This is a genomic window from Halomonas fontilapidosi, assembly GCF_014192285.1.
GTDB classification, from domain to species: domain Bacteria; phylum Pseudomonadota; class Gammaproteobacteria; order Pseudomonadales; family Halomonadaceae; genus Halomonas; species Halomonas fontilapidosi.
This window is the reverse complement of the sequence record NZ_JACHXQ010000008.1, coordinates 1-15727: the sequence shown is the minus strand read 5'-3', so window position 1 is coordinate 15727 and position 15727 is coordinate 1. Positions and strand designations below refer to the sequence as shown.

The window sequence follows — 15727 nt, the reverse complement described above, 5'->3', positions numbered from 1 at the left end:
CTCGCCGGAGGCCACCCCTGGATCAGGCGTCCCGGGCGATCACATCCTGTTCGGCCTGCTGCTTTTCCCGAACCTTGTCGCGGATCAGCCGCTCCAGGTCGTCCACCAGGTGGTCGTTGCGCAGCTTGCTCGCCGGTTTGCCGTCGATGTAGACGAGGTTGGCGGGGCTGCCGCCGGTGAGGCCGATATCGCTCTCCTTCGCCTCGCCCGGGCCGTTGACCACGCAGCCGATCACCGAAACGTCCAGTGGCGTCATGACGTCCTCCAGGCGCTCCTCGAGGGCGTTCATGGTGCCGATGACGTCGAAGTTCTGGCGCGAGCAGCTCGGGCAGGCGATGAAGTTGATGCCCTTGCTGCGCAGGCGCAGGCTCTTGAGCATGTCGTAGCCGACCTTGATCTCCTCGACCGGGTCGGCGGCGAGCGATACGCGGATGGTGTCGCCGATGCCGTCCATCAGCAGCATGCCCAGGCCAATCGAGGACTTGACGGTGCCCGAGCGCAGCCCACCGGCCTCGGTGATCCCCAGGTGCAGCGGCTGCTCGATGCGCGTGGCCAGATCGCGGTAGGCGGCCACTGCCATGAAGACGTCGGAGGCCTTGACGCTGACCTTGAAGTCGGGAAAGTCCAGGCGGTCGAGGTGGTCGATATGGCGCATGGCGGACTCGACCAGCGCGGCGGGCGTGGGCTCGCCGTACTTCTTCTGCAGGTCCTTCTCCAGCGAGCCGGCATTGACGCCGATGCGGATCGGAATGCCATTGTCGCGCGCGGCCGAGACGACCGCCCGGACGCGCTCCTCCTTGCCGATGTTGCCGGGGTTGATGCGCAGGCAGTCGACGCCGAGCTCGGCGACGCGCAGGGCGATCTTGTAGTCGAAGTGGATGTCGGCGACCAGCGGAACCTCGACCTCGCGCTTGATGCGGCCGAAGGCCTCGGCAGCGTCCATGTCGGGGACCGAGACGCGCACGATGTCGGCGCCGGCCGCCTCGAGCTGGCGGATCTGCGCCACGGTGGCGGCCACGTCCAGGGTATCGGTGTTGGTCATGCTCTGGACGGAGATGGGGGCATCGCCCCCGACCGGCACCCTGCCGACATGGATCTGGCGTGACGTGCGGCGAACGATGGGGGATTGTGCGTGCATGATGACGGAATCATTCTCCCAGGGTGAAGCGGGCGACGTTGTTGGCACCGGCGCGAGCCGTGAGGTCCACGCTCTCGCCGGCCCATCTCAGCTCGACGCCGGTGGCGTTGCCCACGGTCAGGCGGAACGGCGGTTCGCCTTCGACGCGTGCCGTGGTGCCGGGTTCCTGGAGGCCGACAAAGATACGCTGGTTGCTGGCATCGAAGATCTCGGTCCAGGACTGCTCGTTGAAGGTCAGCTCTAGCACCCGCGCATCGCGGGCCTGTGCCTCGGCGGTCTGCTCGGTCTCGGCAGCGGCCTCTTCAGCTGTATCGGGTGCGACTTCTGTGGCCGCTTCGCCGTCGCTGGACGCCAGGTCGTCGGCGACGCTCTCGTCCTCGCCAGGCGTCGGCTCGTCGGCGCTGTCGGCAGGCGGTTGCGGGGCCTCATCGCCCGTCGCCTCATCGCCGGGGGCGTCCTCGACCAGGCCGAGGTCGCTCTCCTCTTCAGGCAGCGGAGGCAGCGCGGTGTCGTTGCTGCTGCCGTCCTCGGTGATGGTGGTGCTGCCATCCAGGCTGTCCACCGATACCGGCCCGCTGTCGCCTGGGGAGGGGGGCTGGCTGCCGCCCCGGCTTTGCCACCACATCAGCGTCAGGCCGATAAGGCCGGCGATCACCAGCACGGTGACCAGGCGGAACAGCCAGGCGCCGAGGCGCGACGGCGGCCGAGTGACCTGGACGGGGGTGACGCGGTGTTCGTTCTCCTGGCTGCCGAAGCGCGCCTTGTAGGCCTGCAGCACGGGACCATCTTCGATGCCGAGCAGGTTGGCATAGCTGCGTAGGTAGCCGCGGCGATAGGCTGGCACCGGCACTTCTTCGTAGCTGTCGTTCTCCAGTCCCTGGATTACCGCCGGACGCAGGTTCAGGGCGGCGGCGACCTCTTCGCGGTCGAGGCCCTGTGCCTCGCGCTCGTGACGCAGCATCTCGCCCGGGGAGGCCTGGCGTGGCGCGGTCTCGGCGGCATCATCGGTGTGAATGTCGCTCATAACTGAGCATCCTTCGTCAGAAAACGGTGGTCGGGGCCCGGCACGGAATCACTCCAGCTGATCGGCGTAAAAGCTGGCAGTGGCCGGGTCGCCGCGATCTCGGGCAATGTCGCGGGCCAGCCGCAGGGCCTCGGCCTGCGGGCCGGCCAGGCGCATGTAAGTCTCGATCTGCTGCTCGGCGCGTCCGAGGTTGCCCTGGGCATACTCGAGCTCGGCCAGCAGCAGGTAGCTGCGCGGACGGCGCGGGGCCATGGCCTGGGCGCGACTCAGGCTCTCGCGAGCGGCGTCGATATCGCCCATCTCGAGTCGGCACTGGCCGAGGTTGGCAAACAGCTGCGCCCGGTTGTCGTACTGGGTATCGCGGGAAGCCTCTTCGAGCTGCTCGCAGGCCTCTCTCAGACGGCCACGATCATACAGGAATGCAGCGTAGTTGTTACGTGCCCGGGTGAACGCGGGGGCGTTGTCGATGGCGCGCTGGAAGGTCTCGTCGGCGAGCCTGGACTCGCCCTGGCGCTGGTGGACCATGGCCATCGCCTGCAGAGCCTCGGCGTCACTGGGGTCGATCTCCAGTGCGCGGTCGAGGGCATTCATGGCGCGCGGCAGGTTGTCGCGTTCCAGATAGGCGACGCCGAGACGCGTATAAGCCTCGGCGGCATCACTGTCGCTGCTTCCCGGCAGGTTGGTCTGGGTCGCGCAGCCGGCCAGCCAGAGCGCCCCCAGCAGCACGGTGGCAGCGGGTAACTGCCTCAGGCTGATCAAGCGCGGGCGACGATTCATGGCATCCCCTCCGGGTGGGCACGAAACCCACGGCCGCGCGGTTCTCGGTTCGCGGCCGATAGTGAAAAAAGGCCCGTCCATCAAAGCGCCGCGCCCGGTTGAAGTCAAGGTGGCCCCGGCTCAGTCGGCGTCGATCTGGATAGACTGGATATAGCGCGCGTGGCGCTTGGTGCGGTCCTTGACGCGGCCCACCAGCTGACCGCAAGCGGCATCGATGTCGTCACCGCGGGTGGTGCGGATCGGCGCCGTGTAGCCCAGCTCATAGAGCCATTGCTGGAAGCGCATTAGCTGATTGCGTGAGGGCTTCTCATAGCCCGAGTGCGGGAAGGGGTTGAACGGGATCAGGTTGATCTTGCATGGCAGTTCCTCGAGCAGGGTGGCGAGCTGCTCGGCGTGCTCCTGCTGATCATTGACGTCCTTGATCACCGTGTACTCGATGGTCACCATGCGCGTGTCGTGGCACTTGGCCAGGTAGCGGTGGCAGGCATCGAGCAGGCTACGGATGTTGTACTTGCGGTTGAGCGGCACCAGCTCGTTGCGCAGCTCGTCATTGGCAGCATGCAGCGAAATGGCCAGGCTCACGTCGAGCTCGTCGCCGAGCCTGTCGAGCATCGGTACCACGCCGGAGGTGGAAAGCGTGACGCGGCGCTTGGAGAGGCCATAGCCGTCGTCGTCGAGCATCAGCTTCATGGCCGGCACGACGTTGTCATAGTTCAGCAACGGCTCGCCCATGCCCATCATCACCACGTTGGTGACGGGGCGATTGGCGGTGTCGCGGCGCGGGCCCACACTGCGCTGGGCGACCCACACCTGGCCGATGATCTCGGCGGCGGTGAGGTTGCGCTGGAAGCCCTGCTTGCCGGTGGAGCAGAAGCTGCAGTCCAGCGAGCAGCCGACCTGGGAGGAGACGCACAGCGTGCGACGTTTGCCGTTGTCGGCGGGAATCAGCACCGTCTCCACATAGCTGCCGTCCTCCACCTCGAGCACCCACTTGCGCGTGCCGTCGCTGGAGCTTCCCTCGTAGACCACGCCCGGGCCGCGAATTTCGGCGACCTCGGCCAGGCGCGTACGCAGCGCCTTGGAGAGGTTGGTCATGGCCGCGAAGTCATCGCAGCCCTCGATATGAATCCACTTCATTACCTGGGCGGCGCGGAACTTCTTCTCGCCGATGGAGAGGAAGAAGGCTTCCATCTCCTCGCGGGTCATGCCGAGCAGGTTGGTGAGACGGGGAGCAGTGGTGGCGGTCATGGCGATCAGCGCGTCGTGGGCAGTGGGGGTGGCGGGGGCAGTGCCCCCGCTCGGCAGAAAACGCTGCCTGAGTGAGCTGCTGATTTATGTCGCAAGCGAAGAAACGTCGGTCGACGCCGGGGCGCAGCCATAAATCAGGGTCGGCTCAGCGCGGGCAGATCTCGTCTGCCGCGAAGAAGTAGGCAATCTCGCGCTCGGCGGATTCCGGGGAATCGGAGCCATGCACGGCGTTGGCATCGATGGTCTCGGCGAAGTCGGCACGGATGGTGCCCGGCGCCGCTTCCTTGGGGTTGGTGGCGCCCATCAGGTCACGGTTCTTGGCGATGGCGTCCTCGCCCTCGAGCACCTGCACGATCACCGGGCCGGAGGTCATGAAGCCGACCAGGTCCTTGAAGAAGGGACGCTCCTTGTGCTCGGCATAGAAGCCACCGGCCTTCTCGTCGGAGAGCTGGAGCATCTTGGCGGCCACGATCTTCAGGCCTCCCTTCTCGAAGCGGCTCTCGATCTCGCCGATCACGTTCTTGGCGACGGCGTCCGGCTTGATGATGGACAGGGTACGCTGGTTGGCCATGGGGGCATGTTCTCCGGTTGGCTGGATGATGGTGTGATGAGTGCAGTCGTGATGGACAGCGTCACACCGCCCTTGTCTCCGCGAGGGAGAGGGCGGCGCGGCGATTCACGGGAATCGGGCCGGCGCCTCGGCAGCTGGCGCCCGGCGATTCGGCAGCTTGCCGCCGAACGGGCGAGGAGTATAACGCTGCGGGACGGCGTTGAACAATCGTTCAGACACTGAAGCTCTCGCCGCAGCCGCACTCATCCTTGACGTTGGGGTTGTTAAAGCGGAAGAAGCGGTTAAGCCCCTCCGAGACGTAGTCGACCTCGCTGCCGTCGAGCATCTCCAGGGCTTCGGGGGCCACGAAGACCGTCACGCCGTGCTCTTCGAAGGTCACGTCGTCATTGGCCGCCTCGTCGGCGAAGTCGAGCACGTAGCTGTAGCCAGAGCAGCCGCTGGGCTTGACCGAGACCCGCAGGCCAAGGCCGTGGCCTCGCTCGTCGAGCACCCGATGGATCTGCTCGGCGGCGGCAGTGGTGATCGAAAGGTGCGCCATGGTCTCTCTCCTGAACGTAGTAGGGTCAGACCGCCCGGCGACGCAGCCCGTTCAGGGCATGTCGCAGGGCATCCAGTGTGCGGTCGATATCGGTTTCGCTGGTGAAGCGGCCGAAGCTGAAGCGCAGCGAGGCCAGCGCCAAGGGGCGCGGCACGCCGATGCCCTTGAGCACATACGAGGGCTCGACGCTTGCCGAGTTGCAGGCTGAGCCGGTGGAGAGCGCGATATCGCGCAGCGCCATCAGCAGCGACTCGCCTTCCACGCCCTCGAACGCCAGATTGAGGATGTTGGGAACGGCGGCGTCGACAGCGGTGTTGTAATGGATGCCGCCGAGATCGCCGAGGCCCTCGAGCAGGCGGTCGCGCAGCGCGGTGATACGCGTCTGGTCGGCCTCACCCTCGGCGGCGGCGAGGGCAAAGGCTTCTCCCATGCCGGCGATCTGGTGCGTCGGCAGGGTGCCCGAACGCATACCGCGTTCGTGGCCGCCGCCGTGGATCAGCGCTTCCAGTCGGAGTTCGGGGCTGCGTCGCACATAGAGGGCGCCGACGCCCTTGGGGCCGTAAGCCTTGTGGCCGGAGAGCGACATCAGGTCGATGCCCATTCGGCCGACATCCAGCGGGATGCGGCCCACCGCCTGGGCAGCATCCACGTGGAAGCTGGCGCCGAAGGCATGGCTTACCTCGGCCAGCGCCGCCAGGTCGTGGATCACGCCCAGCTCGTTGTTGACGGCCATCAGCGAGACCAGCACCGTATCGTCGCGCATCGCCTCGCGCAGCTGCGCCGGACTGATCCGCCCGTCGCGGTCCGGCGTCAGCCAGGTCACCTCGAAGCCCTCCTTCTCCAGCGCCAGCGCGGTGTCGACCACCGCCTTGTGCTCGACGAGGGAGGTCACCAGGTGGCGACCACGGGCCCGATTGGCGCGCATGAAACCGGTCAGTGCCAGGTTGTCGGCCTCGGTGGCGCCACTGGTCCAGACGATCTCGCGGGGGTCGGCGGTGATCAGGTCTGCCACCTGGCGGCGGGCGCTCTCCACGGCCTGTTCCGCCTGCCAGCCCAGCATATGGCTGCGCGAGGCGGGATTGGCGAAGATGCCGTCGCGGGTCAGGTAGTGACTCATGACCTCCGCGACCCGCGGGTCAACCGGGGTGGTGGCGGCATAATCGAGGTAGACGGGTACGCTCATGGGCTCGCTGTTCTGGTTGTCGAATCGGGCTGCGGTGACCGGGCTATGGTGAGCGGCTGTCAGGCGCGGCGGCTCTCAGGTGGTGGAGGCCAGGATACCGTCATCCCAGCGGCCGCGTTGGCGGCTGGCGATGGCCTGGATCTCGCCGCGCCCGGCCAGCTGGGCGAGGGTGACGTCCTGAAGAAAGTCGTGGATATGCTCGGAGAGCTCGCACCATAGATGGTGGGTCAGACAGGTATCACCCTGCTGGCAGTCCGAGAGGCCGCCACAGCGAGTCGTGTCCACGGACTCATTTACTGCCTCGATGACCTGGGCCACGGTGATGCCCTCGGCAGCCTGGGCCAGCAGGTAGCCGCCTCCTGGGCCGCGTACGCTATCCACCAACCCTGCGCGCCGCAGCCGGGCAAACAGCTGCTCCAGGTAGGAGAGCGAGATTTCCTGGCGCTTCGAGATGTCGGCGAGGCAGATGGGGCCGGTGTCGGCATTCATGGCCAGGTCGAGCATGGCGGTGACGGCGTAGCGTCCCTTGGTGGTCAGGCGCATGAGGAACTCACCTCGGCACCGACACGCGGGTCGGCAGTCAATGAACGAGACTCGCCATTATGATAAAGACCCAGTATCCCGGTCAACCATTGCGCCGCCGAGGGGCGTCGCCGGCCCCCCGCTCGCCCGGCGTTGTCTGCTCGGTAGGCGCCTCGCCCTGCTCATCCCGGGGCGGGCAGCAGCTGTCGACGTCGGCCAGGATGTCGGCGAAGTCCTCGTCGCGCAGCTCCGGCAGGCGACCATCGCGATAGCTGGCATCGACCTTGCGCAGGGTCGTGCACATGCGTTCGATGCGCTCGTCCACGGCGTGCATATGGTCGAGCATCGCCTGGATGGAGCGGGCCACCGGGTCGGGCATGTCCTGGCTGACGCCGTAGGCATCGAAGCCGAACTTGCGGCGCATCGCTTCGCGACGCGCGGGGTCCACGTTCAATTCCTCGGCCTCGTCCGGCTCGACGCGCTGCACGACCTTGCCGGGGATGCCGACCACCGTGGCGCCGGCGGGCACCTCCTTGGTGACCACAGCGTTGGAGCCGATCTTGGCCTCGGTGCCGACGCTGAAGGGACCCAGTATCTTGGCGCCGGCGCCAACGATCACGCCATCCTCCAGGGTCGGGTGGCGCTTGCCCTTGTTCCAGCTGGTGCCCCCCAGGGTCACCCCCTGGTAGAGGGTGACGTCGTCGCCCACCTCGGCGGTCTCGCCGATCACTACGCCCATGCCATGGTCGATGAAGAAGCGTCGGCCGATGGTCGCCCCGGGGTGAATCTCCACGCCGGTGAGCCAGCGCGAAAAGGTCGAGAGCGTGCGCGCCAGCCACTTGAGGTTCTTGCGCCACAGCCAGTGGCTGACACGGTGGATGAGCAAGGCATGCAGGCCCGGGTAGTTGGTCAGCACTTCCAGGAAATTGCGTGCCGCCGGGTCGCGGGCGAATACGCTGTTGATGTCTTCGCGCAGACGTTCAAGCATGCAACGGTCCTTGGGTGGCAGGGCGGTAAGGGGATGGCCTCATAGTGGGGGCGCGGAGAGCCGGCTTCAAGCGGCTTGCATCATCTACTTATGGCGCTCGGCCTGCTGCTCGGTGGCGGTGAGGATGCCGCGCAGGATGTTGAGTTCCATCCGCTCGGGACGGGCCCGCAGGGTGAAGCGGCGCAGCCGGGCCATCAGCTGGCGTGGGGTGGCCGGGTCGTGGAAGCCGATGGCGACCAGGGTGCGCTCCAGGTGTGCGAAGTAGTGCTCAAGTTCTCGGTGGCTGGCCAGCGGCTCGGCCGCAGGCATCTCGGCAGGACCGCTCGCTACCTGCTGACCAAGCCAGGCCTGTCGGCACTCGTAGGCCACTACCTGCACCGCAGCGGCCAGGTTCAGGGAGCTGAAGTCGGGGTTGGTGGGGATATGCACATGGGCATGGCAGCGCTGCAGCTCGGCGTTGGTCAGGCCGCTGTCTTCGCGGCCGAAGACCAGGGCGACGCGCGCCGCGGGGCTGGCAAGCTCTGCGGGCAATTGTTCGCCGAGGGCGCGGGGCGTGATCATCGGCCAGGGCAGGGTTCGCGAGCGGGCGCTGGCGCCGACGGCCAGGGTGCAGTCGCCTACCGCCTGTTCCAGCGTTTCCACCGTGTGCGCGCCGTGGACGATGTGGTCGGCCCCCGACGCACGGGAGACGGTATCGGCGGTGAGCGGTTCGCAGCGTGGCGCCACCAGCGCCAGGTCGGATAGACCCATGTTGTGCATGGCGCGGGCGGTACCGCCGATGTTGCCGGGGTGGCTGGTGCCGATCAGGACGATGCGGATGCGCTCGAGCATGGTGGGCCTGTAGATCCTGGGAGAAGGTGGGCGATTCTATCACGCCGGCCCGATGCGTCGAATGGCGCGCCCCGCGTGCTTCTGCTAGGATGCGCGCCGACCCGTTCTTTAACACCACCGACTCCCCAAGGCCCGATCATGCATCCGATGGTCCAATTCGCGCTGCGTGCCGCACGCAGCGCCGGCGAACAGTTCCTGCGCATCCGCGAGCGCATCGAGAACGCCCATGAAGAGCACAACCTCGACCGCCTGCTCGAGGACGCCGCCCGTAATGCCGAGACGCTGATCGTTCGTCAGCTCTCCCGCGGCTACCCCCAGCACGGCGTCCAGGGTCGCTTCACGCCTCACCGCGCCGGTGAGGGCGAGGGTGCCGACACCCTGTGGAAGATCGAACCCTTCCACGGCTACTCCAACCTCAGCGTCGCTGCCCCCGGCTTCGCGCTGTCGGTCGTGTGTCTCGTCAAGGGCCGCCCGGAGCATGCGGTGGTGATCTGCCCCTTCAATGATGACGAATATCTGGCCAGCCGCGGGCGCGGTGCGCAGCTCAACGGCAAGCGCCTGCGGGTATCGAAGAATACCGCCGTGGCCGGCACCCGCATCGCCATGAGCCTGCCCGAGACCTGGCTGCGTTCACGCTTCTTGCCGTCCTACCTGACTCTGGTGCAGCAGCTCGGGCCGCAGATCGAACTGCAGCGTGCCTCGGGCAGCGGCCTGCTCGACATCGCCGAACTGGCGGCAGGGCGAGTGGATGCGGCCTTCGTGCTGGGCCTCGAGGAGCAGGACCAGCAGGTCGGCTCGCTGCTGCTCAAGGAGAGCGGCGCGCTGATGGGCACCCCCGACGGTCAGCCCAGTGTCGAGATCGAGGGACGCCTGATGGCGGCTGGCCCGCGTCTCTACAAGGCGCTGGTGCAGCAGCTCAAGCCGCATTTCTAAAAGCCGTAAACTGAAAGCCTGAAGCGGGAAGAAAAAATCCGCCCCCACAGCCAGGCTGTGGGGGCGGATTCGGTTCAGGCTCTGCACTTCCAGCTTCCAGCTTCCAGCTTCCAGCTTCCAGCTTCCAGCTGTCAGGGCAGCTCCTCGGCCTCGGGGTCTTCCTTCTTCGCCGGGATCAGGTCCTCGCGATCCAGTTTCACCGCCAGCAGCAGGGCCGCCGCCACGTAGATGGAGGAGAACGTACCGACCACCACGCCGGCGATCAGCGCGATGGAGAAGAAGTGGATCATGTCGCCGCCCAGTATCAATAGCGCCAGCAGGACCAACAGGGTGGTGCCGGAGGTCGCCAGGGTGCGCGACAGGGTCATGTTGATCGCCTCGTTGAAGATCGTCGGCATGTCGTCGATACGTGACTTGCGGATGGTCTCGCGGATGCGGTCATAGACCACGATGGTGTCGTTGAGGGAGTAGCCGATCACCGCCAGCAGCGCGGCGAGCACGGTGAGGTCGAACTCCCACTGGAACAGCGCGAACAGGCCGACGACGATGATCACGTCGTGCATCAGCGCCAGCAGTGCGCCGATGGCGAACTTGTACTGGAAGCGGAAGGCCACGTAGAGCATCACGATGCCCAGCGCCACCAGCAGGCCCATGCCGCTCTGGTCGCGCAGCTGGTCACCCACCTGGGCGCCGACGAACTCCGCCCGCACCAGCTCGACGCTGTCGCCCGACTGGCGCAGCAGGTTGACGACCTGCTCGCCGACATCGGGGTCGAAGGCCTGTTGCAGGCGGATCAGCACCTCGGTGGACGCCCCGAAGGTCTGTACCGAGACGTCGCGGAAGCCTTCGTTCTCGAGGAGCTGGCGAATCGCATCCAGCGAGGGCGCCATGGCATAGCGGACCTCCACCAGCGTGCCGCCGGTGAAGTCCAGCCCCAGGTTGAGCTGCTGGAACAGCAGCGAGGCGATCGACACCAGCAGCATCACGCCCGAGATCGCGAAGGCGATCCGGCGTTTGCCCATGAAGTCGAGCTGTCGATTGACAAGGGATTTCATGGCTACCTCTTATATCCAGAGCTTCTTGACCGGCTTGCCGCCATAGGTCAGGTTGACCATCGCTCGCGTCACCAGCAGGGCGGTGAACAGCGAGGTGATGATCCCCAGCGAGAGGGTCACGGCGAAGCCCTTGACCGGCCCGGTGCCGATGGAGAACAGGATCACCGCTACCAGCAGGGTGGTGATGTTGGCATCGATGATCGAGGTGAAGGCGCGCTCGTAGCCGGCCGAGATGGCCTGTTGCACCGACAGCCCCGTGCGCAGCTCCTCCCGTATGCGTTCGAAGATCAGCACGTTGGCGTCCACCGCCATGCCCAGCGTCAGCACGATGCCGGCGATGCCGGGCAGCGTCAGGGTGGCGCCGAGCAGCGACATGGCCGCCACCAGCAGGGTCAGGTTAAGGGCCAGCGCCACGTTGGCGAAGACGCCGAACACCTTGTAGCGCACCAGCATGAACAGCACCACCAGCAGCAGGCCGATCTGCACCGACATCACGCCGCGCTCGATGTTCTCGGCGCCCAGGCTCGGCCCGATGGTGCGCTCCTGCACGAAGTAGATGGGTGCCGCCAGCGAGCCGGAGCGCAGCAGCAGGGCGAGCTCTGCCGCCTCGGTGGGCGAGTCGAGCCCGGTGATGCGGAAGCTGTTGCCCAGTGCGCTCTGGATGGTAGCCAGGCTGATGATGCCGCGCTCGGTGTAGGGCTCACGCTCCACAACCTCCTCGCCGTCCTCGATCACCGTGCGTTCGCGGGTCTTGTGCTCGATGAACAGCACCGCCATGTTGCGGCCGATATTGGTGCGGGTGGCCCGGTTCATCAGGGTGCCGCCGGTGCCGTCCAGGTTGATGTTGACCTGGGGGCGGCCGTTCTCGTCGAAGCTGTGGTTGGCATTCGAGACGCTGTCGCCGGTAATGATGACATCGCGCATCAGGTCGGCGCTGCGTGATGGGTTGTTACGAAACGGGAACGACTCGGTCTCGCTTTCCGGGGTGTCGGGGCGCGCCTCAAGGCGAAATTCCAGGTTGGCGGTGGCGCCGACGATGCGCTTGGCCGCCACGGTATCCTGCACGCCCGGCAACTCGACCACGATACGCTCCGGCCCCTGACGCTGCACCAGCGGCTCGGCCACGCCCAGTTCGTTGACGCGGTTGCGCAGGGTGGTGAGGTTCTGGTTGATGGCGTAGTCCTGGAGTTCGTTCACCGCCTGGTCGGTCATGGTCATGACCAGCCGGGCGCCGCGATCACCTTCCTCGCTTGCGTAGTCGAACTCGGGGAATTCTCGAGCGATCAGGCCACGCGCCTCGTCACGGTCCTCGGCGTTGGCGAAGGCCATGGAAACGGTGCGCTCCTCGATCTGGGTATCGCGGTAGCGGATCCGTTCGCTGCGCAACTGCTCGCGCATGGCGCTGGCATTGACCTCGAGGCGCTGCTCCAGGGCGGCGTCCATGTCGACTTCCAGCAGGAAGTGCACCCCGCCGCGCAGGTCGAGGCCCAGAGTCATGGGCGAGGCGGAGAGCGACTGTAGCCAGGCTGGCGTGGATTCGGCCAGGTTCAGCGCCACCACGTACTCATCACCCAGCAGGTCACTGATGCGGTCGCGAGCCCTGATCTGGTCGTCGGCATCGGCGAGGCGGATCAGCATGCTGCTGGTGTCCTCCTGTACGGCCTGGATGTCGATGTCGGCCTCGCCGAGGGAGGCGCGAATGCGCTCCAGCTGGCGTTCGTCGATGGTGCTGTCGCCCCGTTCGCTGCTGATCTGGACCGCCGGGTCCTCGGGGAAGAGGTTGGGGAGGGAGTAGACCAGGCCGGCGAGGAGAACGACGAGTATCAGCAGATACTTCCACAGGGGATAACGGTTGAGCATGGGAGCCCTGCCCTCAGATTGCGGACGTTGGAGACGGACAAGGCGACCGGTGAGGGCGGGAGCCGGTCGCGCGGCTCCTGCCGCACCGGCCGCAGGGCAGCCCCGTCACGGCTCGTTAGTAGTCGCGGCGGGGCGGCAAGGTGCCCGGGTCAGATGGACTTGAGCGTGCCCTTGGGCAGTACGGCGGCAACGGCGTTCTTCTGCACGCTGACTTCGGTGCCTTCGGCGATCTCCATGCTCAGGAACTCGCTGTCGTCGCTCACCTTGGTGATGCGGCCCAGCATGCCGCCGCCGATGACGATCTCGTCACCCTTGGAGAGGTTGCCGATCAGCTGCTTGTGCTGCTTGGCGCGCTTGGCCTGGGGGCGCCACAGCAGGAAGTAGAAGATGGCCACGAAGCCGACCAGCATGACGATCTGGGCGATGCCGCCACCGGCAGCGCCGGCATCCTGGGCCATGGCCGGGGAAATGAAGAAGTCCAGCATGTATGACGATCTCCTGAGTGATGAAAGCGTGATATTCGACGGCCGGCCATGGGGCCGGCCGTGGGTCAATTCGGTGCGGGAGGAACCGGCAGGCCGCGCTGCGCATAGAAGCCTTCCACGAAGTTCGCCAATGTACCCGCTTCGATGGCACCGCGCAAACCGGCCATCAGGCGCTGATAGTGGCGCAGGTTGTGGATGGTATTGAGCATCGAGCCGAGCATCTCCCCGCAGCGATCGAGATGGTGTAGGTAGGCGCGTGAGAAGTGCTGGCAGGTATAGCAGTCGCAGCCCGCCTCGAGCGGCCCGGTGTCGTGGCGGTGCTTGGCATTGCGAATCTTGACCGTGCCCTCGGCGGTGAAGAGGTGGCCATTGCGGCCGTTGCGGGTGGGCATCACGCAGTCGAACATGTCGATCCCGCGACGCACGCCCTCCACCAGATCCTCGGGTTTGCCCACGCCCATCAAGTAGCGCGGCGTATCATCGGGCATCCAGCTCGGCAGGTAGTCGAGTACCCGGATCATCTCCTCCTTGGGCTCGCCCACCGAGAGCCCGCCGATGGCCAGGCCGTCGAAGCCGATCTCCAGCAGACCCTCGAGCGAGCGTTCGCGCAGCGCCGGGTACATGCCGCCCTGGATGATGCCGAACAGCGCCGAGGGGGAGTCGCCGTGGGCCTCCCGGGAGCGCTGCGCCCAGCGTAGCGAGCGCTGCATGGAGAGCTCGGCCTCTTTCTCGGTGGCGGGGTAGGGGGTGCACTCGTCGAAGATCATCACCACGTCGGAACCGAGCGAGCGTTGCACCGCCATGGACTCCTCAGGGCCCATGAACACCTTGGTGCCATCCACCGGCGAGCGGAAATGCACGCCCTGCTCGGTGATCTTGCGCATGGCGCCCAGTGAGAACACCTGGAAGCCCCCCGAGTCGGTGAGGATCGGCCTCTCCCACTGGGCGAAGTCGTGCAGGTCGCCATGCGCCTCGATCACCTCCATGCCCGGCCGTAGCCACAGATGGAAGGTGTTGCCGAGGATGATCTCGGCGCCGATCTCCTCGACCGACTGGGGCGTCATGCCCTTGACGGTGCCGTAGGTGCCGACCGGCATGAAAGCGGGGGTCTCCACCGTTCCACGGGGGAAGGTGAGGCGGCCGCGGCGCGCCCGGCCATCGCTGGCCAGGTGCTCGAAGGTCATGAAGCTTTCGTCACGCATTGGAATCTCAATTTCTGGCAAGGGGCGCGGAGGAAGATCCGGCATGGCGGGGGCACCCTACGCCGCATCATCGATCTCAGCGTTCCTTGCGGGTCAGGAACATCGCATCGCCATAACTGAAGAAGGCGTAGCGCTCGGCCACCGCTTCGCGATAGGCCGCCAGCGTCGTGTCGAACCCGGCAAAGGATGCCACCAGCATCAGCAGGGTCGACTCCGGCAGGTGGAAGTTGGTCACCAGCGCATCGACGCAGCGCCATGCGTAGCCCGGGTAGATAAAGATGTCGGTCTCACCGCTGAAGGGGGCGATCTCGCCGGCCGCATCGCTGGCGCTCTCCAGGCAGCGCACGCTGGTGGTGCCCACGGCGATGACGCGGTTGCCTCGCGCCTTGGCGGCGCGAACCTGCGCGCAGGCGGTCTCGTTGACCTCGATCCACTCGCTGTGCATCTGGTGCTCGCGGATGTCGTCGGCGCGCACCGGCTGGAAGGTGCCGGCGCCCACGTGCAGGGTCACGTAGGCGCTTTCGATGCCCCTGGCGGCCAGGGCCTCGAGCAGCGGCTCGTCGAAGTGCAGCCCGGCCGTGGGGGCGGCTACGGCCCCGTCGCGGCGCGCGTAGACGGTCTGGTAGCGCTCGCGGTCGGCCAGCTCGTCCTCGCGGGTGATGTAGGGCGGCAGTGGCATATGGCCGTGTTGCTCCAGCAACGCGATCAGCGGCGTCTCGCCGAGGAAGCGCAGCTCGAACAACGCCTCGCGGCGACCTTCCACTACCGCCCGGATGCCCCCCTCGAAGACCAGCTCGGTGCCGGGCTTCGGCGACTTGCTTGAGCGCAGGTGGGCCAGGCCGCGGTGCGCGTCCAGCGGGCGCTCGAGCAGCATCTCCACCTTGCCACCGCTGGCCTTGTGGCCGTGCAGGCGAGCGGGGATCACCCGGGTGTCGTTGAACACCAGCAGGTCGCCGGGGGCGAGCAGTTCGACAAGATCGGGGAAGCGGCGGTGGGCGAGCGCGCCGGTGGCGCCATCGACGCACAGCAGGCGGCAGTCGCTGCGTTGCTCGGAGGGGTAGCGGGCAATCAGCTCGTCGGGGAGCTCGTAGTGAAAGTCGGCGCGCTGCATGGTGGATGTCGGTCCGGCTCTGGGGCGTGGCGGGCGGCTCGGCGAGCCGCGCAAAGCCCGAAAGGATACCGTTTTGTGTCAGGGAAGTCAGCCGGCCGATTGACCTGGCCCGGTGCCCACGTATAATGCCTGCGCGTTGCCGGCGTGGCGGAATTGGTAGACGCAGCGGATTCAAAATCCGCCGGGTGCAAGCCCTTGTCGGTTCGAGTCCGACCGCCGGTACCAGCCTGACGCCAGATCTGAAACAGCCGCCTTCGGGCG

16 protein-coding genes and 1 tRNA gene are annotated in these 15727 nt (G+C 66.6%); 2 read left to right on the top strand and 15 right to left on the bottom strand.

The window, feature by feature from the left end:
- Positions 1-22: 22 nt before the first annotated feature.
- From ispG to FHR95_RS11890, 10 genes are all read right to left on the bottom strand, one after another.
- Positions 23-1138 (bottom strand): flavodoxin-dependent (E)-4-hydroxy-3-methylbut-2-enyl-diphosphate synthase, encoded by a 1116-nt coding sequence (ispG, locus tag FHR95_RS11935; RefSeq protein ID WP_040184122.1) that lies wholly within the window; start codon positions 1136-1138, stop codon positions 23-25.
- Between the two features lie 10 nt (positions 1139-1148).
- Positions 1149-2162, bottom strand: coding sequence for a RodZ domain-containing protein (locus tag FHR95_RS11930; protein ID WP_183314545.1), 1014 nt, complete (start codon positions 2160-2162; stop codon positions 1149-1151).
- Between the two features lie 48 nt (positions 2163-2210).
- Positions 2211-2939: a type IV pilus biogenesis/stability protein PilW gene (gene pilW, locus FHR95_RS11925; RefSeq protein WP_183314544.1), complete on the bottom strand. Its 729-nt coding sequence runs from the start codon at positions 2937-2939 to the stop codon at positions 2211-2213.
- A 120-nt stretch (positions 2940-3059) separates the two neighbouring features.
- Positions 3060-4187, bottom strand: coding sequence for a dual-specificity RNA methyltransferase RlmN (gene rlmN / locus FHR95_RS11920; protein ID WP_040184128.1), 1128 nt, complete (start codon positions 4185-4187; stop codon positions 3060-3062).
- Between the two features lie 145 nt (positions 4188-4332).
- Positions 4333-4758, bottom strand: a complete 426-nt coding sequence (gene ndk, locus FHR95_RS11915; protein WP_183314543.1) for a nucleoside-diphosphate kinase — start codon at positions 4756-4758, stop codon at positions 4333-4335.
- Between the two features lie 211 nt (positions 4759-4969).
- The gene (locus FHR95_RS11910; RefSeq protein WP_040184132.1) at positions 4970-5296 is read right to left on the bottom strand and encodes a HesB/IscA family protein; all 327 of its coding nucleotides are present in this window, start codon (positions 5294-5296) and stop codon (positions 4970-4972) included.
- A gap of 25 nt (positions 5297-5321) precedes the next feature.
- Positions 5322-6479: an aminotransferase class V-fold PLP-dependent enzyme gene (locus FHR95_RS11905; protein ID WP_040184133.1), complete on the bottom strand. Its 1158-nt coding sequence runs from the start codon at positions 6477-6479 to the stop codon at positions 5322-5324.
- 75 nt (positions 6480-6554) lie between these two features.
- On the bottom strand, positions 6555-7022 hold the full coding sequence (iscR, locus tag FHR95_RS11900) for a Fe-S cluster assembly transcriptional regulator IscR (RefSeq protein ID WP_183314542.1): 468 nt from the start codon (positions 7020-7022) through the stop codon (positions 6555-6557).
- Between the two features lie 82 nt (positions 7023-7104).
- Positions 7105-7989: a serine O-acetyltransferase gene (gene cysE / locus FHR95_RS11895; protein WP_183314541.1), complete on the bottom strand. Its 885-nt coding sequence runs from the start codon at positions 7987-7989 to the stop codon at positions 7105-7107.
- 84 nt (positions 7990-8073) lie between these two features.
- Complete coding sequence (locus FHR95_RS11890; protein ID WP_183314540.1) at positions 8074-8820, bottom strand: RNA methyltransferase; 747 nt, start codon at positions 8818-8820, stop codon at positions 8074-8076.
- Between the two features lie 138 nt (positions 8821-8958).
- Here FHR95_RS11890 and FHR95_RS11885 point away from each other — a divergent pair, with 138 nt between their 5' ends.
- Positions 8959-9753 (top strand): inositol monophosphatase family protein, encoded by a 795-nt coding sequence (locus FHR95_RS11885; RefSeq protein ID WP_040184138.1) that lies wholly within the window; start codon positions 8959-8961, stop codon positions 9751-9753.
- 131 nt (positions 9754-9884) lie between these two features.
- Here FHR95_RS11885 and secF read toward each other — a convergent pair whose 3' ends face one another.
- The 5 genes from secF to queA all read right to left on the bottom strand — a co-directional run bounded on the left by secF (position 9885) and on the right by queA (position 15466).
- Complete coding sequence (secF, locus tag FHR95_RS11880) at positions 9885-10808, bottom strand: protein translocase subunit SecF (RefSeq protein WP_040184139.1); 924 nt, start codon at positions 10806-10808, stop codon at positions 9885-9887.
- Positions 10809-10817: 9 nt separating this feature from the next.
- Complete coding sequence (gene secD / locus FHR95_RS11875; protein WP_183314539.1) at positions 10818-12668, bottom strand: protein translocase subunit SecD; 1851 nt, start codon at positions 12666-12668, stop codon at positions 10818-10820.
- A 149-nt stretch (positions 12669-12817) separates the two neighbouring features.
- The gene (yajC, locus tag FHR95_RS11870) at positions 12818-13153 is read right to left on the bottom strand and encodes a preprotein translocase subunit YajC (protein WP_040184141.1); all 336 of its coding nucleotides are present in this window, start codon (positions 13151-13153) and stop codon (positions 12818-12820) included.
- Between the two features lie 65 nt (positions 13154-13218).
- On the bottom strand, positions 13219-14337 hold the full coding sequence (gene tgt / locus FHR95_RS11865) for a tRNA guanosine(34) transglycosylase Tgt (RefSeq protein ID WP_183314648.1): 1119 nt from the start codon (positions 14335-14337) through the stop codon (positions 13219-13221).
- A 94-nt stretch (positions 14338-14431) separates the two neighbouring features.
- The gene (gene queA, locus FHR95_RS11860) at positions 14432-15466 is read right to left on the bottom strand and encodes a tRNA preQ1(34) S-adenosylmethionine ribosyltransferase-isomerase QueA (RefSeq protein WP_183314538.1); all 1035 of its coding nucleotides are present in this window, start codon (positions 15464-15466) and stop codon (positions 14432-14434) included.
- A 138-nt stretch (positions 15467-15604) separates the two neighbouring features.
- On the opposite strand from queA, the gene FHR95_RS11855 reads away from it, so the two are divergent.
- Positions 15605-15691: transfer RNA gene (locus FHR95_RS11855), tRNA-Leu, on the top strand.
- The last annotated feature ends 36 nt before the right edge of the window (positions 15692-15727 follow it).